The 25,116-nt window shown below is 53.2% G+C and carries 21 protein-coding genes; 14 read left to right on the top strand and 7 right to left on the bottom strand.

Features of this window, described 5'->3' with window-relative positions; genetic code table 11:
- Positions 1 to 30 precede the first annotated feature (30 nt).
- Both BLS94_RS04665 and clpB read left to right on the top strand, forming a co-directional pair.
- On the top strand, positions 31 to 1,506 hold the full coding sequence (locus BLS94_RS04665) for an FMN-binding glutamate synthase family protein (RefSeq protein ID WP_090958059.1): 1,476 nt from the start codon (positions 31 to 33) through the stop codon (positions 1,504 to 1,506).
- Positions 1,507 to 1,612: 106 nt separating this feature from the next.
- Complete coding sequence (clpB, locus tag BLS94_RS04670) at positions 1,613 to 4,219, top strand: ATP-dependent chaperone ClpB (RefSeq protein WP_090958061.1); 2,607 nt, start codon at positions 1,613 to 1,615, stop codon at positions 4,217 to 4,219.
- Positions 4,220 to 4,780: 561 nt separating this feature from the next.
- Here clpB and BLS94_RS04675 read toward each other — a convergent pair.
- The gene (locus BLS94_RS04675) at positions 4,781 to 7,021 is read right to left on the bottom strand and encodes a copper-transporting P-type ATPase (RefSeq protein ID WP_256325288.1); all 2,241 of its coding nucleotides are present in this window, start codon (positions 7,019 to 7,021) and stop codon (positions 4,781 to 4,783) included.
- A gap of 175 nt (positions 7,022 to 7,196) precedes the next feature.
- A complete protein-coding gene (locus BLS94_RS04680; protein WP_090958065.1) occupies positions 7,197 to 7,589 on the bottom strand; it encodes a hypothetical protein in 393 nt (130 codons plus the stop codon).
- Between the two features lie 37 nt (positions 7,590 to 7,626).
- On the opposite strand from BLS94_RS04680, the gene BLS94_RS04685 reads away from it, so the two are divergent.
- From BLS94_RS04685 to BLS94_RS04715, 7 genes are all read left to right on the top strand, one after another.
- Positions 7,627 to 9,543, top strand: a complete 1,917-nt coding sequence (locus BLS94_RS04685; RefSeq protein WP_090958067.1) for a glycosyltransferase — start codon at positions 7,627 to 7,629, stop codon at positions 9,541 to 9,543.
- A 17-nt stretch (positions 9,544 to 9,560) separates the two neighbouring features.
- Positions 9,561 to 10,292, top strand: a complete 732-nt coding sequence (locus tag BLS94_RS04690) for an SDR family oxidoreductase (RefSeq protein ID WP_256325289.1) — start codon at positions 9,561 to 9,563, stop codon at positions 10,290 to 10,292.
- Positions 10,283 to 10,876, top strand: a complete 594-nt coding sequence (locus BLS94_RS04695; RefSeq protein ID WP_256325290.1) for a D-glycero-alpha-D-manno-heptose-1,7-bisphosphate 7-phosphatase — start codon at positions 10,283 to 10,285, stop codon at positions 10,874 to 10,876. The genes BLS94_RS04690 and BLS94_RS04695 overlap by 10 nt, the downstream gene beginning before the upstream one ends.
- An 84-nt stretch (positions 10,877 to 10,960) precedes the next feature.
- Positions 10,961 to 12,424 carry a D-glycero-beta-D-manno-heptose 1-phosphate adenylyltransferase gene (gene rfaE2 / locus BLS94_RS04700; protein ID WP_090958070.1) on the top strand — a complete coding sequence of 488 codons (1,464 nt, stop codon included), beginning with the start codon at positions 10,961 to 10,963 and terminating at the stop codon, positions 12,422 to 12,424.
- The gene (locus tag BLS94_RS04705) at positions 12,421 to 13,545 is read left to right on the top strand and encodes a glycosyltransferase family 9 protein (protein WP_256325291.1); all 1,125 of its coding nucleotides are present in this window, start codon (positions 12,421 to 12,423) and stop codon (positions 13,543 to 13,545) included. The genes rfaE2 and BLS94_RS04705 overlap by 4 nt, the downstream gene beginning before the upstream one ends.
- Positions 13,508 to 14,311 (top strand): glycosyltransferase family A protein, encoded by an 804-nt coding sequence (locus tag BLS94_RS04710; protein ID WP_090958073.1) that lies wholly within the window; start codon positions 13,508 to 13,510, stop codon positions 14,309 to 14,311. The genes BLS94_RS04705 and BLS94_RS04710 overlap by 38 nt, the downstream gene beginning before the upstream one ends.
- Before the next feature lie 344 nt (positions 14,312 to 14,655).
- Positions 14,656 to 15,441 carry an inositol monophosphatase family protein gene (locus BLS94_RS04715; RefSeq protein WP_176767797.1) on the top strand — a complete coding sequence of 262 codons (786 nt, stop codon included), beginning with the start codon at positions 14,656 to 14,658 and terminating at the stop codon, positions 15,439 to 15,441.
- A 70-nt stretch (positions 15,442 to 15,511) separates the two neighbouring features.
- Here the strand turns inward: BLS94_RS04715 and BLS94_RS04720 are convergent, their stop codons facing one another.
- Entirely contained in the window at positions 15,512 to 15,916 is a 405-nt protein-coding gene (locus tag BLS94_RS04720) for a DUF2892 domain-containing protein (RefSeq protein WP_090958078.1), read from the bottom strand.
- A gap of 365 nt (positions 15,917 to 16,281) precedes the next feature.
- Here BLS94_RS04720 and BLS94_RS04725 point away from each other — a divergent pair, with 365 nt between their 5' ends.
- The gene (locus tag BLS94_RS04725) at positions 16,282 to 18,174 is read left to right on the top strand and encodes a glycosyltransferase family 2 protein (RefSeq protein WP_090958080.1); all 1,893 of its coding nucleotides are present in this window, start codon (positions 16,282 to 16,284) and stop codon (positions 18,172 to 18,174) included.
- Between the two features lie 118 nt (positions 18,175 to 18,292).
- Here the strand turns inward: BLS94_RS04725 and BLS94_RS04730 are convergent, their stop codons facing one another.
- Together BLS94_RS04730 and BLS94_RS04735 are read right to left on the bottom strand one after the other, a co-directional pair.
- Positions 18,293 to 18,673 (bottom strand): hypothetical protein, encoded by a 381-nt coding sequence (locus BLS94_RS04730; RefSeq protein ID WP_090958082.1) that lies wholly within the window; start codon positions 18,671 to 18,673, stop codon positions 18,293 to 18,295.
- Positions 18,674 to 18,952 (bottom strand): hypothetical protein, encoded by a 279-nt coding sequence (locus tag BLS94_RS04735; RefSeq protein ID WP_090958084.1) that lies wholly within the window; start codon positions 18,950 to 18,952, stop codon positions 18,674 to 18,676.
- Between the two features lie 359 nt (positions 18,953 to 19,311).
- Between BLS94_RS04735 and BLS94_RS04740 the strand changes: the two genes are divergently transcribed.
- Both BLS94_RS04740 and BLS94_RS04745 read left to right on the top strand, forming a co-directional pair.
- The gene (locus tag BLS94_RS04740; protein ID WP_090958209.1) at positions 19,312 to 19,515 is read left to right on the top strand and encodes a cold-shock protein; all 204 of its coding nucleotides are present in this window, start codon (positions 19,312 to 19,314) and stop codon (positions 19,513 to 19,515) included.
- Between the two features lie 448 nt (positions 19,516 to 19,963).
- Complete coding sequence (locus BLS94_RS04745; protein ID WP_090958086.1) at positions 19,964 to 21,076, top strand: hypothetical protein; 1,113 nt, start codon at positions 19,964 to 19,966, stop codon at positions 21,074 to 21,076.
- Positions 21,077 to 21,223: 147 nt separating this feature from the next.
- On the opposite strand, the gene BLS94_RS04750 is transcribed toward BLS94_RS04745, so the two are convergent.
- Entirely contained in the window at positions 21,224 to 21,682 is a 459-nt protein-coding gene (locus BLS94_RS04750) for a YbhB/YbcL family Raf kinase inhibitor-like protein (RefSeq protein ID WP_090958088.1), read from the bottom strand.
- 359 nt (positions 21,683 to 22,041) lie between these two features.
- Between BLS94_RS04750 and BLS94_RS04755 the strand changes: the two genes are divergently transcribed.
- A complete protein-coding gene (locus BLS94_RS04755; protein WP_090958090.1) occupies positions 22,042 to 23,049 on the top strand; it encodes a glycosyltransferase family 9 protein in 1,008 nt (335 codons plus the stop codon).
- A 146-nt stretch (positions 23,050 to 23,195) separates the two neighbouring features.
- Entirely contained in the window at positions 23,196 to 23,999 is an 804-nt protein-coding gene (locus BLS94_RS04760; RefSeq protein WP_256325292.1) for a glycosyltransferase family 4 protein, read from the top strand.
- On the opposite strand, the gene BLS94_RS04765 is transcribed toward BLS94_RS04760, so the two are convergent.
- The gene (locus BLS94_RS04765; RefSeq protein WP_090958094.1) at positions 23,971 to 25,113 is read right to left on the bottom strand and encodes a glycosyltransferase family 9 protein; all 1,143 of its coding nucleotides are present in this window, start codon (positions 25,111 to 25,113) and stop codon (positions 23,971 to 23,973) included. The genes BLS94_RS04760 and BLS94_RS04765 overlap by 29 nt on opposite strands.
- Between the last annotated feature and the right edge of the window lie 3 nt (positions 25,114 to 25,116).

Below are 25,116 nucleotides of genomic sequence, written 5' to 3' on the forward strand. Positions count from 1 at the left end.
ATTTTAGCTGAATGAGAAGGCGGAGGCAGCATGTCTGATGCACTGAAGGTAATCTCCTATGGTTTTGGCTCGATACTTGGCTTGATCGTGATCGCGATCATCGTGTTCCTGTTCATTCAGGATGTGACGCAGAAAAAGCATTCCATCCTGCGTAACTACCCGGTCATTGGACACCTGCGATTTTTTCTGGAAAAACAGGGGGAATATTTTCGCCAGTATTTCTTTTCGGGCGACAGGGACGAGATGCCGTTTAATCGCGCTACGCGAAGCTGGGTATACAAGAATGCGAAGAACGAGGGCGGCATTGTCGGTTTCGGGTCCACCAACGATTTGCGCGAGCCCGGTTCGATCCTTTTTGTCAATGTCGCTTTTCCGCTGCTGGAAAGCGAGCGCCTGCCGACTCCATCGCTTCTCATCGGCGAGGGCTTTTGCGAGCATCCCTTTCATGCCAGGTCCATAACCAACATCAGCGGCATGAGCTACGGCGCGATATCGGCGCCTGCGGTGCGTGCGCTGTCGCTCGGTGCGGCGGAGGCCGGATGCTGGCTGAATACAGGGGAGGGTGGGCTCTCGCCTTACCACCTGGAGGGCGGCTGTGACGTCGTCATGCAAATAGGCACCGCCCGGTACGGTATCCGCAAGCAGGACGGCAGCTTTTCGCCCGAGCGGGCAAAGGAACTGGCCAAGGTGGTCAAGGCGTTTGAGATCAAGCTTTCCCAAGGTGCAAAACCTGGCAAGGGCGGATTGCTTCCCGGCGTGAAGGTGAGCGACGAAATCGCCACTATCCGTGGCATTCCTGCACATCATGATTCGATCAGCCCCAATCGTCACGTCGATATCAGCAATGTGGACGAGTTGCTAGACAAGATAGCCTACATCCGTGAACTTACCGGACGGCCTGTCGGCATAAAGGCCGCGATCGGCGGTTGGCGCTTTATAAACGATCTGTGTGATGCGGTGAACCGCCGCGGTGTCGAATACGCGCCCGATTTTCTCTCGATCGATGGTGGCGAAGGCGGCAGTGGTGCGGCGCCTCAGACTCTCGTCGACCACATGAGCCTGCCCATAGCGGAAGCGTTGCCGCGAGTGGTGGATTCGTTGCTGCAATCCGGCTTGAAAAGTCGCATACGCGTCGTCGCGGCAGGCAAGCTTGTAACGGGGGCGCGGGCAGCATGGGCGCTGTGCGCTGGAGCGGATTTCGTCAATACCGCGCGGGGTTTCATGTTTTCATTGGGCTGCATCCAGGCCATGCGCTGCCATACCAATACCTGCCCTACCGGCATTACCACTCACAACCGGCGTTTGCAGCGTGGGCTGGTGGTAGAGGAGAAATACCTGCGAGTCGCCAATTATGCAAGAAATATGAATAGTGAAATCGACATGATCTCGTATTCATGCGGGTTGCCCCATGCCCGTCAATTGAGGCGCGAGCATGTGCGTATCGTAGAGACAGCAGGCAAAAGCGTGGCGCTCAATATTCTTTATCCCTATCCCGACGTGAACTGATGTGAATCTGCAAGGCAACATCAGCCCTGAGGTGCTATCTTGAAATTCGCGACCGTTCCCACATATAGAAAAATAAATCATCCATCACTTACCCGAGGATTCTTTCATGCGTTTCGACAAACTAACCACCAAATTCCAGCAGGCGCTGGCGGATGCGCAGAGCATCGCGGTAGGGCAGGATAATTCCTATGTTGAGCCACAGCATCTGCTGCTTGCACTCTTGCAACAGGAGGATGGAGGTACGATTTCGCTGCTGCAACGGTCCGGTGCAAATGTCCCTCCTCTGCGCGATGCACTAAAAAAAGCCATAGAGCGTTTACCCAAGGTGGAGGGTACCGGCGGAGAAATCAACGCTTCGCGCGAGCTGGGCAACTTGCTCAACCTTGCGGACAAGGAAGCACAAAAACGCGGTGATCAATTCATCGCATCGGAGATGTTCCTGCTCGCCGTACTTCAGGACAAAGGCGAAACCGGCAACCTGCTTAGGCAGCACGGCGCCAGCCGGCCAGCGCTGGAGCAGGCTATCAGCGAGGTTAGGGGTGGAGAAAACGTCGGAAGCGCCGAAGCCGAGGGTAGCCGTGAAGCCTTGAAAAAATATACGCTTGACCTTACCGAGCGCGCACGCATGGGCAAGCTCGATCCGGTGATCGGACGTGACGACGAAATTCGCCGCACTATCCAGGTATTGCAGCGGCGTACAAAGAATAACCCGGTTCTGATTGGAGAGCCGGGCGTGGGCAAGACCGCCATCGCCGAGGGCCTGGCCCAGCGAATCATAAACGGCGAGGTACCGGAAACCCTGAAGGACAAGCGTGTGCTGTCCCTTGACATGGCCGCACTGCTCGCTGGGGCCAAATACCGAGGTGAATTCGAGGAACGCCTGAAATCTGTCTTGAAGGAGATTGCTCAGGCGGAAGGCAGCATTATCGTATTCATTGATGAGCTTCATACCATGGTGGGCGCCGGCAAGGCGGAAGGTGCGATGGATGCGGGAAACATGCTTAAACCCGCGCTTGCGCGCGGCGAATTGCATTGCGTTGGCGCGACCACCCTAGACGAATACCGTAAATACATCGAGAAGGATGCAGCGCTTGAGCGGCGTTTTCAGAAGGTCCTGGTGGAAGAGCCCACCGTCGAAGCCACTATCGCCATTTTGCGTGGATTGCAGGAAAGATACGAAGTCCATCACGGTGTCGATATCACTGACCCGGCCATTGTCGCAGCGGCTGAACTGTCTCATCGGTATATAACCGACCGCTTCCTGCCGGATAAGGCTATCGATCTGATTGATGAGGCAGCGGCACGGATTCGCATGGAAATTGACTCCAAGCCCGAGGTGATGGACAGGCTAGACCGCCGTCTCATTCAGCTCAAAATCGAGCGTGAGGCGGTAAAAAAGGAAAAAGACGAGGCTTCACAGAAGCGCCTGGGTTTGCTGGAGGACGAAATAGCGAAACTGGAACGTGAGTATGCGGATCTGGAAGAGGTCTGGAAAGCTGAAAAATCGCAGGTGCAGGGGTCTCAACACATCAAGGAGGAGATGGAGAAGGTCAAGCTGGAGATAGAAGCGGCTACGCGCAAGGGAGACTGGCAGAAAGTCTCGGAACTGCAATATGGCCGGATTCCCCAACTGGAAGCGCAACTGCAGTCGCAGCTCAACAATCAGCAGCAGAGCGAAATGGCAGGGCAAGGCGCTGCGGAGAGCAAACCGAAGCTGCTCCGCACGCAGGTAGGCGCCGAAGAAATCGCCGAGGTGGTATCCCGCGCCACGGGTATTCCCGTATCGAAGATGATGCAGGGCGAGCGCGAAAAACTCCTGCACATGGAACAAAAACTGCATGACCGTGTTGTGGGCCAGGATGAGGCGGTTCGCCTGGTGTCCGATGCTATTCGCCGCTCGCGCGCGGGGCTGTCCGATCCGAACCGTCCGTATGGCTCGTTTCTATTTCTGGGACCGACCGGCGTGGGCAAGACGGAATTATGCAAGGCGCTGGCCGGTTTTCTTTTTGATTCCGAAGATCATCTGATCCGCATCGACATGTCCGAGTTTATGGAAAAACACTCGGTCGCACGATTGATCGGGGCGCCGCCGGGCTATGTGGGTTACGAGGAAGGCGGCTATCTCACCGAAGCGGTGCGCAGAAAGCCCTACTCGGTCATTCTGCTGGATGAAGTTGAAAAAGCGCATCCTGATGTGTTCAACGTCCTGCTACAGGTGCTCGATGACGGTCGCATGACCGACGGCCAGGGGCGCACGGTGGATTTCAAGAACACTGTCATTGTCATGACCTCCAATCTGGGCTCGCAAATGATCCAGCAAATGGCAGGCGATGATTATCAGGTGATCAAGCTGGCGGTGATGGGCGAAGTGAAGACCTATTTCCGCCCCGAGTTCATCAATCGCATCGATGAGGTGGTGGTATTCCATGCGCTGGACGAAAAGCATATCCAGGCCATAGCGCGGATACAGTTGCAATACCTTGAAGAGCGGCTTGCCAAGCTCCAGATGAAACTCGAGGTGACCGATGCGGCGCTGGCGGAGCTTGCCCAGGCGGGTTTCGATCCCATTTTTGGCGCGCGTCCGTTGAAACGTGCCATCCAGGCGCAAATCGAGAACCCGCTGGCAAAGGAAATACTCGAAGGCCGCTTTGGCGCCAAGGACACCATCGCGGTGGATTGCAGAAATGGAATGATAGTGTTTGCGAAGTCGTGATCGGGGCGGGAGAAGGCGTTTCCCCGTGTAGTCCTGAGCAATCGAGGTAATAATTTTGACCCCGGCGGTCGACACCGCGCCGACAAACGGGCGTGTCCGACTGCCGGATCAGGACAATAAAGGCCGCTCGCGGGCTAGCCCGACAGTGGCGCCTTTTTTTCGTTTGCCTCCCTGGTAAAACCCAGGGATAAGTGTCAGAGAAAGAAGTGAATGATAAGCCCTCTGGCAACCGACCAGGCAACGAATAGCGCAAGAATACTCCACGCAATGAAGACGAGAAGCTGATTGTGCATCAGAAATGGTCCTCCATAAAAATGCGTTACATCGGGCAGAAGCGGTAATAATTGGATTCCTCATCCTTACTATCGTTCGGGCCTCGAACCTCCGGCAGACTCAGGTGCTCGTCGTGAAGAATGGGAGTTTCCGCTATTAGCGAGCAAAGCAATATGTCCTCGTCTTGATGTCTTTCGCGGTTCCTGTCAGCGCGGGCCACTGCTGTGTGTTCTGTTTCTTTGGTCCCGTGAAGTGCCCGCCTATCCCAGCAGCGGTTTCTGCGCGGATTTATAGTTTGACGCGATTAAGCCGCAACGCATTGGTAACGACGGATACCGAGCTCATTGCCATCGCAGCCCCAGCGAACATCGGCGAGAGCAGCAGCCCGAAAGCCGGATAAAGCACCCCGGCAGCAAGCGGTATACCCAGCGCGTTGTAGCCGAATGCGAAGACGAGGTTCTGCCGGATATTGCGCATAGTGGCATGCGAAAGCACGATGGCGCGCGCGATGCCGCGCAAATCACCCTTGACGAGGGTCACGCCGGCACTTTCCATCGCCACGTCCGTACCCGTACCCATGGCGATGCCCACATCGGCTTGTGCCAGCGCGGGCGCGTCATTGATGCCATCGCCAGCCATTGCGACCTTACGCCCCTCGGCCTGCAACCGCTTTACGTGATCAGCCTTGTGCTCGGGAAGCACTTCCGCCAACGCTTCATCAATACCAAGCTGTCGTGCAACTGCGTCCGCGGTCTGTTGCGAATCGCCGGTAAGCATGACAATACGGATTCCCTCTCTGCGCAAAGTAACAAGCGCTTCAGGCGTCCCTTCCTTAATCGGGTCGGCAACTGCCGCAATGCCGGCCAATGCTCCATCCACTGCGAAAAACACGACAGTTTTTGCTTCCGTGCGCCATCGTTCCCCCGTTTGTTCCCAGTGCCGCGTATCGATATCATGCTGGGCGAGAAAATTACGGCTTCCCACAAGAACGCGCTTGCCTCCAATATTAGCTTGCACGCCCAGCCCATTAAACGCCTCGAAATCCTCAATGGCGGGCAGCGTCAGGTCTCGCGCTTTGGCGCTCTCGACAATAGCGTGACCAATAGGATGCTCCGAAGGTTGCTCTACACCTGCGACAAGTGCGAGCGCCTCGTCATCGGCAATGCCTTTCGTAAAAAAATCAGTCAGCGTCGGGCGGCCAAGGGTCAAGGTGCCCGTCTTGTCCACCACTACGGTGTCGATTTCACGCATACGCTCTATCGCTTCGGCGTTTCGAAAGAGGATGCCGGCGCCTGCTCCCTGCCCCATCGCTACCGTCATCGAGATAGGCGTAGCAAGACCCACAGCGCAAGGGCATGCGATGATGAGGACGGCAATAGCGTTTAGGAAAGCGTAGGTAAATCGGGGTTCAGGGCCGAGAAACCACCAGGCAAGCGCGGTGAGGGCAGCGATGGCGATGACGATCTGGACGAAGTAGGCCGCAATAACGTCTGCGAGCAGCTGAATTGGCGCGCGTGTACGCTGGGCATCCGCGACCATGTGGACGATACGGGCCAGCAGAGTATCTGCGCCCACCCGTTCAGCGCGCATGATAAGCGAGCCGTTGCTATTGATGGTAGCGCCAGTGACCTTGTCGCCTGGCGCTTTTGGGGCCGGCATGGGCTCGCCGGTAATCATCGATTCATCGACTCGGCTTTTCCCTTCAAGCACAGCGCCATCAACCGGAATTTTTTCTCCCGGTTTCACGCGCAGCCGGTCGCCGGCCACGACTGTCTCAAGCGACACCTGCTCTTCCGTTCCATCATCGCGCAAGCGCCACGCCTGGTTGGGCGCGAGCTTCAAGAGCTGCTGAATCGCCCGGCTGGTCTGGCCCATTGCTCGCGTCTGGAGGTATTCGCCGAGTATCACCAGCGTCATGATGACCGCGGCGGCCTCGAAATAGGTTCTTACTGAGCCATCATGTGCCCGAAACTCTTGAGGGAACAAGCCCGGCATGAATACTGCTGCCAGACTGAACAGGTAAGAAAATACGACTCCCAACCCGATCAGCGTATACATGTTTAGCGCGCGATGCACGAGAGAGAACCAGAATCTGCGCAAAATCGGCCAGCCCACCCACCAAACAACGGGCGTCCCTAACAGGAATTCGGCCCATCCGCGGGAACGCGGCCCCAGGCCAAATGGTTCATGAATGCCCATCATGGGCGCCATTGCGACCAAAACCAGAGGAATCGACAGCGCAAGCCCCACTTTCAACCGCCACGCGAGATCGCGCAACTCCGAGTCATGGGCTTCTTCGCCTCCGCTCAAGCCAGTGCCGGCAATGGATACGAGCGACATGCCGCAAATAGGGCAATCGCCGGGTGCATCCCGCAGGATTTCCGGGTGCATCGGGCACGTCCACTGGAGGGCAGCCCCTGCTGCCAGGGCAGAAGCCGAGGAGGGGTCGGAGCCTGCATGGCGGTGGGTGTGATCGTGGTGCTGTTCGTGCTGCTGCGATGAGCCCGAACTGTTCATGTATTTGTTCATGGTTGCAGGCTCTCTATAAATTCCTCTCAAACCAAGTGTTCGGAATACGAAAGAAAGGCAAGTTTTATTTCAATGACTATGATTCATGTTAGGCCAGTTTCTGATATTCGCAGAAATTCATAGCAGTTTTTGATGGACGATAAAGGCCTGCTGGTAACTGATGTCAAGACCGAAGCTATAGTCGCCTGCAGCACCACAGGTGGTACAGCCGCACTAAAAATGATATTTCCGGCCCTTCATATTTCACTGCTGCCGTGATGGAGCAGACGATTCCCTGATTTGTTTCTTTTATTCTTTTTAGAGCAAATTCGGGCAAACAGCGAATTGACATCAGCTCAGGGTGGTCTATGATAAATTCAGCGGACTGATCCTTCTGCTTATTTGCGTTGGATCCTCGAAGTAACCAGATATGCAGGCAGCGCCAGCCCTTGTGGCAGCGCTCTGTTGGGGCTGGCCTTAAGAAACGCGTTTCACTTTTATCGCTTTTGTGAAACAGGTTATAAAACAGCAATGACATAACGGGCAAGTTTTCGGCAAAACTTTCGCTTTGAATCAAGGCCAGGCTCATCCAATTTTTTAGCTGGCTTCAGAGAAAAGGAAGGGGTATGAAAAAGCGAATAGCCCTGATAAGCGAACACGCTTCGCCCCTGGCGGCTGTGGGCGGCGCGGACACGGGCGGCCAAAATATTGCAGTGGCTGAGTTGGCCCAGCATTTAGCTGCTTTAGGTTACGAAATTGACGTCTTTACCCGGTGGGACGACCGGCGCGTACCAAAGATCATCAACTGGCGGAGCGGCATACGCGTCATCCATGTGGAAGCCGGTCCGGTAGCATTTATTCCCAAAGAGAAACTGCTTCCGCATATGCCGGCTTTTACAGAGGATATGCTTCGCTTTGTTGAAGCAGAAAATAACCCCTACAAGCTTATCCACGCTCACTTCTTCATGTCTGCGCTGGTTGCGGCGGACATCAAGCGAAAACTCCGGATTCCTTTCATCGTTACCTTTCACGCGCTGGCGAAAGTGCGCAGAATCCACCAGGGTAAAAACGACTGGTTCCCCGAGGAAGGCTTTGCCATCGAAGAAAGGGTAATAGCAGAGGCCGACCAGATCGTGGCGTTATGCCCACAGGAGCACGACGACTTGGTCGATCTCTATCAGGCTGATCCAGAGAAAATTACGGTTATTCCAAACGGATTCCGCCCGGATGAGATCTATCCGCTGGATAAGTTGTTTGCCCGGATGGCATTGAAACTCGATCCCAAGGAAAAGATTATCCTGCAAGTAGGCCGTATGGTTCCGCGAAAAGGAGTTGATAACGTCATAAAAGCGCTTGGTTATATGCGCCGGGAGCACAATTTCAAGGCGCGCCTGTTGATCGTGGGTGGCGAATCGGATGAGCCAGACCCAAAAATGACACCAGAAATCGGCCGCCTGCAAAAGATCGCGGAAGCCGAGGGCGGGAGCGACCTGGTAACCTTTGCCGGACGCCGTCCCCGTGCCATGTTGCACTACTACTACAGTGCAGCCGACGTATTTACAACCACGCCCTGGTATGAGCCGTTCGGGATCACTCCGCTTGAATCCATGGCCTGCGGAACGCCTGTCATCGGCTCGAATGTCGGCGGGATCAAATCTACCGTGATGGATGGCAAGACGGGTTTTCTCGTGCCCCCCAACGATCCTGTCCTGCTTGGCCAGCGCATCCTGGAGTTGCTGCGCAGTAATAAGCTCATGATGTACTTCAAGGAAAATGCGATTCGTCATGTCAACGAAAACTACACATGGATGAAGGCAACACATCTCACCGCCAATATGTACGAGCGGATCGCGACGCAGAGTCCCTTGCGGGAAGATGACGAGGATGATCCGCTTTCGTACATCGATGATTCCTTCGATTCATTGATCGAAACCCTTAAGAAGTCGAAGCGGAAAATACGTCTCGCTACCCTTGACTCAGCCCAGGCTGTCTATCGCTCGCTGGCCCGGGGGGGCAAGGTGCTGGTTTGCGGCAATGGCGGCAGTGCTGCGGAAGCGCAGCATTTCGCGGCAGAGCTAGTTGGCCAATTCGAGGCCACCGGACGCCGCGGCTTGCCGGTAATAGCGTTGACAGCGGATACGACATTTGTAACTGCCTGGGCAAATGACTTCAGTTTTGATGAAGTGTTCGCCAGGCAGGTTGAGGCACACGGACGGCCTGGCGACGTTTTGCTCGTCATCAGCTCGAGCGGCCGGTCGCCCAATCTGATCAATGCGATCCGCGCAGCGCGTAAACAACAGATGTTCTCTATCGGGCTGCTCGGTAAGGGAGGCGGCCCCGCCGGGGAACTAACCGATGTCAACATCGTTATTCCATCAAACGAGACATCCCGTATTCAGGAGGTGCAGCTTCATGTTCTCCATATGCTGGGCCACCTGATCGAGCAGCAGATCGGGGCTGACGACAACAAAACCGTTCAGATGCCGGAAGAATGGCCAATGGGTCAGCTCCACGTGGTTGGCCGATCAAAAAAGCACCATTAACAAGAGGAAGGCTTAGCATGGATCAACAGAATATGGCCGGTAAAGTAATTATTGTTACAGGCGCGGGTCAAGGATTGGGTGAGGCTATCGCGCGCACGCTCGCTGCGGCAGGGGCGGTTGTTTGCGGTTGCGATATCCAGGAAGACCGGGTAAGGAACGTAGCAACGGCAATCAGGGACGCAGGCGGCGCGGCTTATTCATATCTGCTGGATGTTCGTAATGAGGATGAAATCAGGAAGACTGTCGATAGGGTTATCACTGAGCATGGGCGTATCGATGTTTTGATCAACAATGCCGGTACCGATACGACGCTCTCGATCGAAGATTTGAGCATCGCCGATTGGGACAGGGTGCTGGACGTGAATTTGCGTGGCCCCTTCCTGTTGTCAAAAGCCGTCTATCCGCTCCTGAAGCGGCAGGGCAAGGGCCACATCGTTAACATTACCTCGACGGCTGCCAAGCGGGTCTGGACCGAGGCGACCGCCTACCATGCCAGCAAATGGGGGCTACTCGGCTTCAGCCACGCTTTGCACGCCGAAGGCAGGCGCGACAACATAAAAGTTACCGCCGTGGTTGTCGGCGGGATGCGCACGCCCTTTATTATGGATCGATTCCCCGATACCGATCCGAATGTTCTCCAGGATCCCAGGAATGTGGCCGAAACGGTACGATTTGTCCTCACGCAGCCAAACGAGACGGTGATTCCGGAGGTAATGGTGCTGCCCATGAGGGAGACATCATGGCCATAGCACGGATGGCGCAGGAAACAGCTGTCTTTATCGACAAGGACGGGACCCTTATTCAGGATGTGCCATACAACGTCGACCCCACAAATGTGCGTCTTACGGCAGGCGCGGGCAAGGCGCTACGCCATATGAAAAACGCGGGTTATAAGTTGATCGTCATTTCCAATCAATCCGGGGTCGCCAAAGGTTTATTTGAAGAAAGAGAACTTCTGCCTGTTAATGAACGGATACGAACCTTGCTTGAGCCGTACGGCGTGGAAGTCGATGCTTTTTATTACTGTCTGCATGGGCCGGGCGATGGTTGCGCATGCCGTAAACCGAAGCCGGGAATGATTTTAAGGGCAGCAGCGGATCATGTGATCGACCTGAGGCGCTCATGGATGATAGGCGATATCTTGCATGATGTGGAAGCCGGCAATCGGGCGGGTTGTTATACGATCCACCTTGATAACGGTGGCGAGACGGAATGGGTAAGGGGCGACTATCGACAGCCTCTTTACGCAGTCAAGGATCTGGCCGCAACGGCGGATATTATTTGCCGCTATGCCAAGGCCAGCGCACTGCTGCCGGCAGTTGCCCGCTGCTGAATCTTTGCTGTTGCCAGACGTCGGTTGGTGCGTTTTCATGACTGGAGCGCCCGACGTAGGGGTGTGTCTTGTGAAAGGAGGGGTATGAACAGCGATTATCTTGCCATCATCAATCGTTTCACGAGTCTCAACATACTGGTAATTGGCGACGCAATGCTTGATGTCTACCTGGACGGGTCAGCAAATCGCATTTGCAGGGAGGCTCCGGTACCGATTGTCGATATTAAAGATATCAAAACAGTGCCAGGAGGAGCAGCCAACACGGCGGTGAATCTGGCTCAATTAGGCGCCCAGGTCGACTATATATCCGTCGTGGGTTGCGATCATGAAGCCGGGATGTTGAAAGACGCTCTTATCAGCCATGGCCTCGACATCTCGTCGATCATGTGCGATCACACGCGTCGGACAATAACAAAACAACGGGTAACCGCCGGTAGGCAACTACTGGTGCGTTTCGACACCGGCACGACCGAAGCCATATGCGAAAATCATGAAGCGCGAATAATCGGCATCCTGAAAGAAAAATTTCATGAGGTGGATGCCGTCGTGATCTCGGACTATGGCTATGGCATTATGACGGATAACGTCATTGGCATTCTCGGTGTTTTGCAGCATGAAAAAGAGAATGTCGTGGTGATCGACGCGAAATCACTCGATAAATATAGACGCGTCGGTGCCACCGCGGCAAAGCCGAACTACCAGGAGCTTGTGACGTTGCTTGCCATCACGGAGCCCGCCACAGGTGGCCACCGATCCGAGCAGATCAAATCCTATGGGCAGAGGTTGCTGGAAAAAACCGGAACCAGATATGTTGCGGCCACCATGGATATTGAAGGGGCGCTGTTGTTCCAGCACGGCAGGGAACCCTACCGTACATTCTCGAAGCCAGTCGAGAACAGCAAGGCTGCCGGCGCCGGCGATACCTATGCCAGCGCGCTCACGCTTGCGTTAGCCAGCGGCGCGTCTATTGAAGCCGCTGGCGAGATAGCCAAGTGTGCCGCGGCGGTGATACTTCAAAAATCAGGCACTGCTACCTGTACGCAAAACGAGCTGAACCATTATTTTGGGAGCGGCAGCAAGTATGTCCAGGACTGGCAGGAATTAAAGAGCCAGATTGATACATTCAGAAGGGAAGGCAAGCGTATTGTGTTTACGAATGGTTGCTTCGACCTGCTCCACAGTGGGCATGTTGCCTATCTTGAGCAGGCGGCCGACCTCGGCGATGTCCTGGTTCTGGCGCTTAATGCCGATGCCAGCATGAAACGCCTTAAAGGGGAAAACCGACCCATCAATAACCTGCACGAACGCATACGCGTACTGTCCGGGCTTGAGTCGGTGGCGCTCGTGACCTCGTTCGACGAAGACACGCCAATACGTCTTCTGAACATCATTCACCCGGATGTGTACGTAAAAGGGGGCGATTACACCGTCGAAAGCCTGCCGGAAGCGCCGGTAGTCCAGGGGTATGGCGGAAAAGTGGAGATAATGCACTTTGTCCAGGATCGCTCCACCACCCATATCATTACCCGGATAAAGCAGATCGCTTGACAGGATACGAGAAATTGTTCTCTGAGGCGTGGAAGAACCACAAGAATATACTCTGCATTCGCCTGGACAATATGGGCGACGTGCTGATGACCCAGCCGGCGATGCGCGCGCTGAAAGAATCTGCTCAAGGCAGGAAAATAACCCTGCTGACATCAAGCGCGGGGTCAGGGATTGCTCCATATATTCCGGAGGTCGACGACATTATCCCGTTTGATGTTCCCTGGGTAAAAACGAGTGAAACCGGCGGAAAGCAACAGCTGCAGGCGCTTGCCGACGAGTTGGCAAGCCGGCGATTTGACGCAGCGGCAATCTTTACCGCTTATAGCCAGAATCCACTGCCAGCAGCCATGTTGTGCTACTACGCGGGCATCAAGCCGGTCCTGGGCTATTGCCGCGAAAATCCTTACGAGCTCATCAATCAGTGGGTACCCGATAAAGAACCTTTCGACTATGTTATCCACGAGGTTGAACGCCAGCTTCACCTGGTCGGGATGGCAGGTGGGCTGACATCCGACGCCAGGCTTTCGCTGGAAATTCCAGAGGAGAGCCGCGAAAAGGTGTCAGGCAGGCTGGCAGCGATCGGCATCGAACCGGATGAGCCCTGGCTGGTGCTACATGCGGGAGTAAGCGAAGAAAAGCGCCGTTATCCCGCTGCTGGGTATATTACCGCCTGCCGCTCGTTAATCAGGCAAGGCTACAGGATTCTACTCACCGGTAGCGGCAGCGAGCGGGATTACGTTGACGAAATTGCGCGCCCGCTCAGCCATGCTGCCACCAATATCGCAGGTGAGCTATCTCTCGCTGAGCTTATTGCACTGGTCGCGGCAGCGCCGGTTTTAATCTCGAATAATACTGGCCCGGTGCATATCGCAGCTGCCGTCGGGACGCCGGTTGTCGTGCTGTATGCGATGACGAATCCACAGCACACACCGTGGCAGGTACTGAATCGGGTGCTTTATTTTGAGGTGCTGCCGGAATTGCGAACAAAGAACCGCCTGCTCCAGTCTTTCCCGGGCCTGGCAACTCCGCGGGCTTCGCCAGAAGCGATCGAGGCCGCTGTCAACGAATTCACGGGGATAAATAATGCCAGCAAGAATTACTGTACTGATTCCCTCGTGTAACCGCTCGGGCACGCTTGCAGTAACGCTTACCGGGCTTTGCTTCCAGGAGTACCAGGATTTTGCCGTCGTTATTTCCGACCAGAGTAATACGCTCGTCTATCACGACCCTTCCGTCCAGACGGCCGTTCGGCTGCTTGAGAAAAAGGGGCATCAGGTGCAGCAACTGGCCAACCTGCCGCGGCGCGGTCTGGCTCAGCAGCGTCAATTTTTATTGGATTCCGTAGAGTCGCGCTACTGCCTTTATCTCGATGACGATGTGTTGCTGGAACCTTTTGTCATTGGAAATATGCTGCAGGCTCAGGAAGAAGAAGACACAGGATTTGTTGGACAAGCGCTCATTGGTTTGTCATATCGTAATGATTATCGGCCTCACCAGCAGGCAATCGAGTTATGGGAAGGCCCCGTTGAGCCGGAACTTGTCACTCCCCAGCATGCCAGCTGGCAGCGTCATACCCTCCACAATGCCGCTAATATTCTCCATGTCCAGGAAAAAATGCAGCTCTCGCCCAATATGCAAAGAAAATACAAGGTTGCCTGGGTGGGGGGGTGTGTGCTGTATGACGTTCAAAAGCTGCGTGAAACAGGCGGATTTGAATTCTGGAAAGAAATACCTGAAGAGCATGTAGGCGAAGATGTTCTTGCACAACTCAGGGTGATGAAGCGCTATGGAGGCTGCGGTCTTATCCCCTCCGGAGCCTACCATCAAGAGGCACCCACTACCATAGTAAACAGGAAATTCGATATACCGAAAGAGTTGGCGCTATGAGAGGAAATAACGTCTCGCAGCCATGTTCAGGAGAAACGGGTTTCAAGAGTTGCTGAAGAGGTTATCGGGTAGATCGTTCGTTGCTCAGAAGCGGGTTGTTAGTTCAAGGTAGGTCGGGCTCCGCCCGACGATGGGGGCTTGTCGGGCGCCATAACTCGATGTCTCTGAATGAACGATGTCGGGCAGAGCCCGACCTACATCAGTTGCTCTGTAGATGGGTGGTTTGAAAACCATACTGAACCTCGATATGTGCTTTTGTGCGCGTGATTTTATGTTATATCCTCTCCAATATAACCGATCGGCAATGTTTGATATTGATTAAACAAACCCATGGCATGGAGAATTTGAAGATCAAAACCGCCGCTGAAGAAGACTTTTTTATTGAAGAAATAGAAAAAATAGCGAGGAGCGCAGGGGAGATCGTTGTGGCGCATTATGCGCGAGGAGCAGCGCACGAATTTAAATCCGAGCGGCAGGTTGTAACCGGCGCGGATGGAAAATCTGAACAGCTACTAAAAGAAAGACTCCTAAAAATACACCCCTGCGGTTTTTACGGGGAAGAGGAAGGTGGAGATATTGCCGAACAAGGCGATCAGTGGGTGGTTGATCCGCTTGACGGAACAGAAAATGTGAGCGGCTATCCTCCGCTTCTTGCGGTTTCAATTGGGCTTCTTCGGGATGGGAAACCCGTTCTCGGCGTCATTTATGATCCTGTCCACTCCACCTTGTACAGCGCTCAGGAAGGTGGACGCACAAGAGTCAACGCGGAACTTGTAGAAACAGGCAACCAAACCGATCCATCAAAAGCTGTTGTCGGCCTCGATTTTTCCTCCGACATGGGCACGCGCGCCCGGACACTTGAGCAACTTTCGAGGGTATTGGAACTGGCTCGCGCGGTAAAGGTATTGGGTGTGCCGTCTCTATCTCTCGGCGCGGTGGCTACCGGAAGGCTGGACTTATTTTTCCGTCCCTCTACCAAATTAACAGACATGGTAGCGGGTGTGTGCATAGTCAGGGCAGCGGGAGGGAGAGTGGCGGACTATGACGGGAGGGATTGGACTATCCATTCAGAAGGAGTGGTCGCGGGCGCTTCCGGAATGATAAACGCATACCTCCCTTGTTTTAGATAGCGATGCGGAAATCAGCCTCTCATTACTGAGGAAACCCGTCCTCTCGTAATCCCTCTCTACCTGCCAAAGATTACCTTCCATCCAGCAACGCTTTTAGCTCGTATTTTTCCCGGTCTATTTCCCCACGCGTACGTACACCCGAGCGCCGCAATATGGGCAATGGCGGGCACCATCCCTGAAGCCCGTGCTGCAGCAGGAATGACAGTACAACCCCTGGTAACACCAGCCATTTCCTGTTGACCGTCACGCCGAGCAAAAGTCCGGTCAAGGCCACTGTCGCGGCATTGACTTCAAGCGCACGCTCGACGTCCCACTCTCTATCGAGTTCCTGGATGCGCCTATCGATGACTTCCGGGCTACTGTTGGCGTAACGCCGGAGGTTGCTATTTGTTTGGCGATCTATTTCGCGGTTCACATCTGCTGCTGTTGAGTGACGAACGCGATCCGCGCTCGTTGGGTCTTCGGCATGTAACATGATTTTTCTCCTTTGAAGAAGCAGTTCCCTAAAAGCATAGTCTGCTTCCCTGCGGTTTTCCTGGTTTTTGGTCCCTGATGGCTATCTGATGGAGATCACAATACATGCGATGCAGCAGTTCCAATGCCCCACGTTCCATTCGACATCTTAAAAAGCGATAATTTTTCTCATGGTTTCAATTAATTAAGTTCCATCACGGACGAGACCTTGGTACCGATGGTGGCGGGGAATAGAAAATGCGAATAGTCCGCCCGATTGCCGACGCGTACCAAAAACCTCCACCGATAATCCCCTTGTGATTATACTTATCTATCCACGGATGCTAGCCCAGGGGTTTCCTGTCGCAACCACAAGAAGGATAAATCATGCCGCAGCCATACTCTCCATCTGTCAGCATAGTGATCCCGGCTTACGAACAGGCGTGCTTCATCGGACGCGCGCTTGACAGCCTGCAGGCGCAAGTCTTGACCGATTGGGAGGCGATCGTTATCGACGATGGCTCGCGGGATGCAACAGCGGAAGTGGTATCCGCATACTTGAACGACAAGCGCATCCATTATTACCGGCTGGCGGAAAACCAGGGGCTAGGCCATGCCTTGAATGAAGGCATTGCCAAAGCGAAAGCGTCGCTTATCGCTTATTTGCCCAGCGACGACGTTTATTACCAGGACCATCTGTACAGTCTGAAGACGTGCCTGGAGGTGCAGGCGGAAGCCGTGCTGGCTTATTCCGGTATACGCCACCATTACAATCGGCAGGCTAGCGGGCAGATTGCCGGATTTCCATTGCAACTGGTGCAGTCCATGCATCGAAAAACTGCAGCGCGTTGGCTGGAGCGCGCGGAACTGGAATCGGATGACCTGGAGCGACTCTACTGGGCGCTGCTGAGGCCCTTCGGCGTTTTTGCCGGCAGCAACAACATTACCTGCGAGTGGGTGTCCCATCCCATGCAGCGGCACAAGATCATGCAGGAACCTGAAGGCGGCATCAATCCGTTTCGTTCGCATTACCGGGTGGGAGAACCGATGCGTTTTCATACGTCGGTAGGCCACGCGATTGATGAGGCGAGCCACTATCGAAGGATGCGGGAACGCCCCGATACGCCCCGGGCCGACGATGGACTGAAAATACTTCTGGTCGGTGAACTGGCATATAACGCCGACCGCGTGCTTGCGCTGGAAGAGCAAGGGCACAAGCTCTATGGGTTGTGGATGCAGAATCCCCACTGGTACAACACGGTGGGACCGGTGCCTTTCGGACACGTTGAGGATTTGCCGAGAGACAACTGGCGCGAAGCCATAAAGCAGGTCCAGCCGGATGTCATCTATGCGTTGCTCAACTGGCAGGCAGTGCCATTTGCACATGAGGTATTGATGGCGACCCCGGGCATTCCATTCGTCTGGCATTTCAAGGAAGGGCCATTCATCTGCCTGGAAAAGGGAACCTGGCCGCAATTGATCGACTTGCACCAGTATTCGGATGGGCAAATCTTTTCGAGCCCGGAAATGCGGGACTGGTTCGACACCATCGTTCCCGGCCTGTCGCTAAGCAAGCCGACTCACGTGCTGGACGGCGACTTGCCCAAGCGCGACTGGTTCGACCGGCCGCGCACACCGCTACGTTCCTCCATCGATGGCGACGGCGAAATTCATACGGTCTCTCCGGGGCGGCCGATCGGCCTGCATCCGCACCACGTGGCGGAGCTGGCCAGCCATGGCATCCATCTCCATTTTTACGGAGAGATAACCCATGGGCAGTGGCTCCAGTGGATTGAAAAAACCCAGGCGATGGTGCCGGGGTACCTGCATTTGCATCCCAACGTAGACCAAAGCCGCTGGACCGAGGAGTTTTCCCAATATGACGCGGGTTGGCTGCATCTCTTTGACAGCGGCAATGAAGGTGAAATCCGGAGGGCAAACTGGGATGACCTGAACTATCCGGCCCGATTAAGCACCCTTGCGGCAGCCGGTCTGCCAATGCTGCAGAAGGCAAACGACGGCGCAGTCGTTGCTACGCAAACACTGACAAGGCAGCTGGGCACAGGAATATTTTTCGACAAGGTGGATGAGCTTGCCGCCCAGTTACGAGACCGCGAGCAGGTGCACGCGATCCGCGAGCGGGTTTGGCAGCAACGACATCTTTTCATGTTCGATCACCATGTGCCCGAACTGGTTGATTTCTTTCGCGGGGTAATTGGTTCTGCATCCAGGAAATCCGGGCGGGCAACAAGCTCGGAGCGATTTAGTGGTAGTGCGTAGAGGTTATTAAATTTGTCAAGGAAATATTAATTCTCGAGTTCTTCTTCAGGAGCATAGTTGAAATGAAGTTGGTCGGCTGGTACTCGCACCTTGCTATTAGTTTTCTTTAATCTCTCTCTTAATTCCTCTCGTCTATCTTCACAGAGGTTTTCAGCATAGGTGGCGCTAATTTCAGAATGCTTATCTGGATAACCATACTCACAATTTGGGGATCGTTGTCTGGATAACGCGCTATCCTTGCTTCTTGTGGGAATAAATCTACAATTCCGTCAATAGGTTTAACAGTCAAGATGTTTTTGTCGCGCCTCAACTTTAAGCGGGTAAACTTTCTTCGTTTCCCTCCGACCCAGTCAAAAGCTGTTATAACAGCCTCTTGCCCGCTCATACTCACCTTGCCCTCGATATGCAAAAATCCGGCTATAGGAGGAAGTTTGCAGATTCCTTTTGCTGCAATCGTGCCAAATATATCGCCTCTTGTAGAGGTGATGTCAATTCCCAACTAAACGTCTGAAAGATCCATTTCTTCGAAATCGACATATCCCTCGGGATAAGCAGTACTCCAGAAACCAGTCCAGGCGACATCTTCGTGATACCAGCTCAGGTATTTCGTTGCTAGTCGCGATACATCAGCGGGCAAGTTTTCCAAATTGACTATTAGGGTCGGTGCGTTTAATAGCAACGCGAAGGATGCGGCGGCTATACCAGAAATCACTACCCAATTTTTTTTTATAAACGATGGATTTTGCTTTTGACGTGATGGTGAATCTTCATCCTTCATTTTATTTCCACAATCTAGGTTTTATTAATCCCTCGCTAATTCCGTCGCACCGATGACTCGGTTTACTGATTATAGCCAGACATTCAGATGAGGCCGAAGCGCTTTCAGAAAGAATGTGAATTTTATCCATGCCTTTATTCTAGGCTTCAGAGATAAACGAACAATTGGACTTAGGTACCACTATTGTCGCTAATAATCCAAAAAATGAGTGTCCTGAATGGGGACACGCATTTCGTACGTGCGGTAGCGAACATATTTCTGGCTTAAGGATTGTCAAAATGCCGCCAGACCTGCAAACGAGGTCTTTTTTAACTGATATGTTTCCCGGGCTCCGGCCCGATTTTTTAAAGGAAGTAAAAATGGCAACCGGTACAGTAAAATGGTTCAATGACTCAAAAGGTTTTGGCTTCATTACCCCTGATGACGGCAGTGAGGATTTATTCGCGCACTTCTCGGCAATCGGCATGTCTGGATTCAAGACGCTTAAGGAAGGCCAGAAGGTAATGTTTGAGGTTACGCAGGGTCCGAAAGGCAAGCAGGCGTCAAACATTCAATCATCGTAAGATTTCATGCTGGGGCGGCCAAACCGTGCCAGCATGTAGTCCATTCCCAACGATCTCTTCTTATCCTGATAACGTATTTATCACGGGTAAAATTACTCCGTGAATTCCCTTATTCCGCTGGGGAATCCCGCTACTTCCAATCGGTACTTATAGGCTACTCTTCAAGCGACACTTCAAGCGACACTTCAATCCTCATCGCCATACAGTTCTGATAGCTGGCCAAGGTTTCTCTCGAATCGAGTGGTTCACCAACATCGGCAACCCCGACTTTGACGACACCGACTGATTCAGGTGGCGGCTGGTGACACGACTGCTTGTGCTACCCTTTTAAGGCACCCTGGTCGCTGCGGCCAAAATGAAATGATCTTAAGGATGCTTTACAGTCACCCTGAAGTTGGAGCCCACTATATTCCTCCAATTCTTCCTTTAACTCCTCTGGAGCTTCTTGATGGTTTTCAGATATGGGATCCTTGCAGCAACCGCGGCAATCATCTTGCTATACGGACTCCTGAAACCCCATCATAACTGGGACATGATTGCATACGTTGCTGCATCTTATTCCAAAGATGGCTTTCGCGGATCAGACTTAACCAGGGAAACTTACGAAGAAATCAGGAAAGAGGTTCGCTGTAAAACATTCTCACAACTCACAACAGGAAAATACAGGGAAACGGTGTTTGCAGACCCATCTTCGCTGGAACAGCAAATTCCTTTCTTTTCCATAAGGGTTGGGTACATCGAACTGATTAGATTACTCAAAAATATCGGATTGAGTTACGCCAAGTCAACGTATGTAATTAGCGCAATTTTCGCGTCGTTATCTGTATTCGTGCTAGGGCTGATTATCCTAAAGACGGCTGTGCCGATAGGAATGCTGCCAGTTGTCGTCGCGGTGGCGGGATATACGGAATTGGCAGCCCTCTCCACACCCGACGCCATGGCATGTTTTTTTTCCCTTCTGGGAATATACAGTCTAATGACAGGAGGAAGACTGGTTTTTCTGATTGCGGCATTTCTTCCTTTAATAAGAACGGATTTTATAGTGCTATCAGGTCTCCTGATGGGTTATACCTATCTCCATGGCAACAGATTTCTTTCACTATTTTCCATTCTGTCATCTGTTTCTTTTTATATTTTAATTAATAAGTTACATGGTAATTATGGGTATCTGACTCTTTTTAATTTCACATTCGTCGGCTCGCTTACCCCCTATCCCGCAGATATCGTGATTTCTCACAAAGCGGGCGACTACCTGATACCTTATGCGTTATTGCTGGAGAATCTTATTTTTCATTCGCATTCAGTGATATATGTATTATCGGCTTACCTGCTATGGCTGAAGCGGGATCAGATTAAAGCCGATGTTAATTTTTATTGCCTGCTTGGCATACCTTTTGTTTTTAACATAACGCATATGCTTTTATTTCCTACGACTCATTATCGTTTCCTTGTTTTTTCCATTTCTTTAGTTCTGGTTTGGAGCTTGGCTCTTTTAGGGAAACTGGATAGGCACGAGAAAACAGGCAGGCTTATGGCAAATTCCGGTTTAGGGTCGCAATAACGTTTCTGAAAGCATCGTTATGGAAAGAAGTGGCTCGACCGATTTCAAACTTGATAAAACGCTACCTTGACATGTTTTCTTATTAACTTCCTCAGAAACATACATTCGACAGAAACATTCTGCTGTTTGAATTATCTTGCAAGGAGCTTACGCTTCGGCTTTTGTCCCCTCGCATAAACCGACGAGCGTTGCAGAATCAATAAGGTGATCTTGCATGCTCGCCGCTACCTGAATTTTGTCGGCGGTGGCAGGTAAGTCAAGTACGGTATCGAGGGCGAACAACCGGAAGTGGTAATGGTGGGTGCCGCTGAAGTATTTGGGGCAAGGCCCTTCGTACCCGTGAGTGCCGCCATTCGCGATGCCCTCTGTGCTGCCTTCAGGAATATGACCGGCTGATACCGAAGCTGTCGTTGGGGGGATATTAAAAACGAGCCAATGAATCCATGGGTCAGGTGTTGCGTCGACGTCTTCCACGATAAGAACGAGGCTTTGAGTCCCGGCAGGCAAGTCTCGAAACTCAAGGGCAGGACTGATATTCTCTCCGTTACACGTATGGCGCGTGGGGACATCGGTACGATCGTGAAATACTGGACTTGTAATAAACATGAAAGCTCCTTTCTTAGCTGTCTGTTTGTAGCAGGCGGACGAATATTACAAGGGGCATACCTGGTATGAGTTACCTCGCAGGATAGGTGGAGGCGGAGGCAACAACCTCTATTTGTGCCCATCTGTGATTTGATGGGTTGCGCTTCGCTTCACCCATCCTACTTTCTACCTTCTGCGTTCCGGGTTAAGCTTGTAATGACGAACACATAATATCTTCTCATTGGATGAAGTAGCGTTAGTGAAAACATCACTCAAATAAATCGGAAAACCTTGCAGAAATAGGACCGTGCCTTTTATGTATACTGTCTGTAATACTGTGGGATAGAAGAAGACAATAAAGGTATATCAGCAGGAAGTATATGGTCCAGCTATGTGGTCTGCCAATTAAAAAAATTGCCATCTTCCGAGCGCTGAAGTTAGGTGATTTCCTGTTGTTTACCCCTGCATTGAAAACTATCCGGCGAGCTTTTCCGCAAGCCAGCATCGATTATATCGGCCTGCCGTGGAGTAGAGAGCTCGCAAGGCGCTACAACCGCTACATCGATAATTTTGTTGAATTCCCGGGTTTTCCGGGATTACCGGAATGCGAATTCAGGCTTGAAGCAATCACAGCATTTCTAGTCGATATGCAGACGCAAAAATACGACCTGGTCTTGCAAATGCACGGCAAAGGCAACGTGTCCAATGTCCTCGTATCCCTTCTCGGTGGCAGGACGGTCGCTGGGTTTGCGAGCGAGGAGACATACTGGCCCAATCGTGATTTTTTCATGCCGTATCCCGCTCATCAGCCTGAGTTGAGCAAGAGCCTCAGTTTGCTGGAGTTTCTCGGCATGGGTCAGCCGGACACCACCATGGAGTTTCCGTTATTCGACACGGACTATCAAGAACTACAGGCGTTGAAAGAATACCGGTCTATCAGCAACCAGCCCTATGTTTGCTTGCATCCAGGCGCTGTTTCCGCGACGCCCTGGCCAGCCAAGCATTTCGCAGCTGTGGCGGACAGTTGCATTCGGCAGGGCCTGCAAGTGGTTTTGACGGGCACCGGCCCTGAAAGGCCGCTGACACTGGCAGTTATGCAGGCAATGACGGGCGCTGCGATTGATCTTTCGGGTAAAACCGATATCGGATCGCTCGCCGCGTTGCTGAAAGGTAGTCACGCGGCCATTTCCAACGATACTGGCGTTGCCCATCTCGCGGTAGCAGTGAATGTGCCCAGTGTAACGATCTTTACGACAACCGATCCCCTGATTTGGGGCCCGCTTGATCAGGTTCGCCACCGGGTTGTGGCGGGACGTGCTGCTACGACACCCGAGGCTACTATCCTGGTGACCAAAGCAGTACTGGAAAACGAAAGGAGAAACCCATAAATCAAAGAAAACTCAGGGTTCTTACCTGGCATATTCACGGTAATTATCTTTACTACCTTACGCAGGCGCCTTTTGAGTTCTATCTCCCGAAAGGAGAGGGGGAGGGATATGGCGGCCGCGCGCCGGGTTTTGCCTGGGGGGAAAATGTGCATGATGTTCCCGCCGGCGAGGTAAAGGATCTCGAACTCGACGCCATACTGTTTCAACACCGCAAGAATTACGAAGTTGACCAGTACGAGATATTATCCGAGACCCAGCGCCGGCTGCCAAGAATCTATCTCGAGCACGACCCCCCGCAAGAACATCCTACCAATACCAGGCATTGGGTGGACGACCCAGCCATGCTACTGGTTCACGTGACCAGCTTCAATCGCTTGATGTGGGACAACAACCGAACGCCGGCGGTGGTTATCGACCATGGGGTAATGGTGCCGGACAACGTGACCTATACCGGCGAGAATCCGAAAGGCATCGTCGTGGTGAATAATATTGGGAAACGGGGCCGCCGGTTGGGCCTGGATGTATTCGAGAAAATTCGTGAACAAATCCCTCTGGACCTGGCAGGGATGGGGTCAGCGGAACTCGGCGGCATTGGCGAAGTGCCCCACGATGACTTGCCGGCTCTGATGGCGACCTATCGTTTCTTCTTTAATCCGATTCGTTATACGAGCCTGGGCCTGTCCGTCTGTGAAGCGATGATGGTGGGCCTGCCGATAGTTGGCCTTGCTACAACGGAGATGGTGACAGCGGTGGAAAATGGCAGGACTGGTTATGTGGAAACCGATGCCGAGATGCTTGCCGAGCGGATGCGCTATCTGATCGATCATCCTGCGTACGCACGGGAACTGAGCCGGAATGCCGCAGACTATGCGAACCAGCGATTTGGCATAAAGCGGTTTGCAAGCGACTGGCAGCAGGTGGTCAGCCGTTTTCTCGAGAATTTTCGCTAGTTTTTTCGGCAGGCAGTAATTCGGCGGCCAACCCAAGTACTTCTGCAACAGGGATGCTTTCAACAAACGAGTACGGGTGATCACAATCGGGTGCCGCAGGCTGAAAGGGCCATGGCGAAACCGGCTTGATGCCGCAGCGGGGGCATTCAAGCTGCCAGCTTATTGCAAGACGGTGGCGTTTCCGGCTGAGCGGGCCCCAGTTGAGTACATTAGGCGCCCAGTAAATACCGACTGTCGGTGCACCAACCGCTCGCGCCAGATGAAGCGGCCCCGTATCGTTGCTGATGACCAATGCACTTTTTTTCAGGAGCGCGGCGAGGCCGCCAAGCGCAAGTGAAGTGCATGGAATGGCGGTATGAGCCATTGCCTGCATGACGTTGGTAACGATGCCTTCTTCTTTTGACGTGCCGGTGAGGACAACTTCATATCCTTTCCCGGCCAGGCTATCCGCTACAACGGCAAATTTATCCGCCGGCCATATGCGGCGGATATCATCAGCACCCGCATGGACCACGGCATAAGGCTTCCCCTTGATGGTTTCTCTAATGGACGCGGCCTCCTGCTCATCCGCTCGGGTCACATTGATTTGAGGTTCGAGGTGGGTCGTATGCGCACCCACCAGCGCAGCGATTTCCAGGTTGCGCAAAACCTCGCTTTGATAATGTACGTAAGGAATAGAGCGATCGATGCGCTCGGCCGGGGGATTGCGCATGCCCGCTGTAAGGCTGCCGCCGAGCTTGTTGATAAAAGGATTAACGGCTTTGCCGTCCCCTTGCATATGGATTACAAGGTCAAACTTTTCGGCCCGTATGGCTTTGCAAAACAGCTCAACTTCGACTGAACCGAAACCTGCGCCAACGGCCTGGACTCCATCCGTTGTTTCAACCGCATTGTTCACGCCGGTGAGTGCCGGGACGTTGATGACACGATCGATCGCGGAAGGCCGTATTGCCAGGAATTCCTTTACCCAGGGCCTGGAGAGCAGCACCAACTCAGCGGTCGGGTAAGTTTCTTTTATTGCCTCTAATGCCGGCAAGGCGACAATAAGATCGCCCAGCGCCTTGGCGTGGAGAACGGCAATTTTCCCCGGCGCGCTAGGCAGGTACGCTGCCACAGT

Origin of the sequence: Nitrosospira sp. Nsp18, from assembly GCF_900103145.1 — a bacterium.
In the GTDB taxonomy this organism is placed as follows: domain Bacteria; phylum Pseudomonadota; class Gammaproteobacteria; order Burkholderiales; family Nitrosomonadaceae; genus Nitrosospira.

Bases quoted from the DNA above. Each gene is read 5' to 3' on its own strand.
- BLS94_RS04665 (WP_090958059.1), top strand. From the start codon at position 31: ATGTCTGATGCACTGAAGGTAATCTCCTATGGTTTTGGCTCGATACTT.
- clpB (WP_090958061.1), top strand. From the start codon at position 1,613: ATGCGTTTCGACAAACTAACCACCAAATTCCAGCAGGCGCTGGCGGAT.
- BLS94_RS04675 (WP_256325288.1), bottom strand. From the start codon at position 7,021: ATGAACAAATACATGAACAGTTCGGGCTCATCGCAGCAGCACGAACAG.
- BLS94_RS04680 (WP_090958065.1), bottom strand. From the start codon at position 7,589: ATGAGCCTGGCCTTGATTCAAAGCGAAAGTTTTGCCGAAAACTTGCCC.
- BLS94_RS04685 (WP_090958067.1), top strand. From the start codon at position 7,627: ATGAAAAAGCGAATAGCCCTGATAAGCGAACACGCTTCGCCCCTGGCG.
- BLS94_RS04690 (WP_256325289.1), top strand. From the start codon at position 9,561: ATGGATCAACAGAATATGGCCGGTAAAGTAATTATTGTTACAGGCGCG.
- BLS94_RS04695 (WP_256325290.1), top strand. From the start codon at position 10,283: ATGGCCATAGCACGGATGGCGCAGGAAACAGCTGTCTTTATCGACAAG.
- rfaE2 (WP_090958070.1), top strand. From the start codon at position 10,961: ATGAACAGCGATTATCTTGCCATCATCAATCGTTTCACGAGTCTCAAC.
- BLS94_RS04710 (WP_090958073.1), top strand. From the start codon at position 13,508: ATGCCAGCAAGAATTACTGTACTGATTCCCTCGTGTAACCGCTCGGGC.
- BLS94_RS04720 (WP_090958078.1), bottom strand. From the start codon at position 15,916: ATGTTACATGCCGAAGACCCAACGAGCGCGGATCGCGTTCGTCACTCA.
- BLS94_RS04725 (WP_090958080.1), top strand. From the start codon at position 16,282: ATGCCGCAGCCATACTCTCCATCTGTCAGCATAGTGATCCCGGCTTAC.
- BLS94_RS04735 (WP_090958084.1), bottom strand. From the start codon at position 18,952: ATGAAGGATGAAGATTCACCATCACGTCAAAAGCAAAATCCATCGTTT.
- BLS94_RS04740 (WP_090958209.1), top strand. From the start codon at position 19,312: ATGGCAACCGGTACAGTAAAATGGTTCAATGACTCAAAAGGTTTTGGC.
- BLS94_RS04745 (WP_090958086.1), top strand. From the start codon at position 19,964: ATGGTTTTCAGATATGGGATCCTTGCAGCAACCGCGGCAATCATCTTG.
- BLS94_RS04750 (WP_090958088.1), bottom strand. From the start codon at position 21,682: ATGTTTATTACAAGTCCAGTATTTCACGATCGTACCGATGTCCCCACG.
- BLS94_RS04755 (WP_090958090.1), top strand. From the start codon at position 22,042: ATGGTCCAGCTATGTGGTCTGCCAATTAAAAAAATTGCCATCTTCCGA.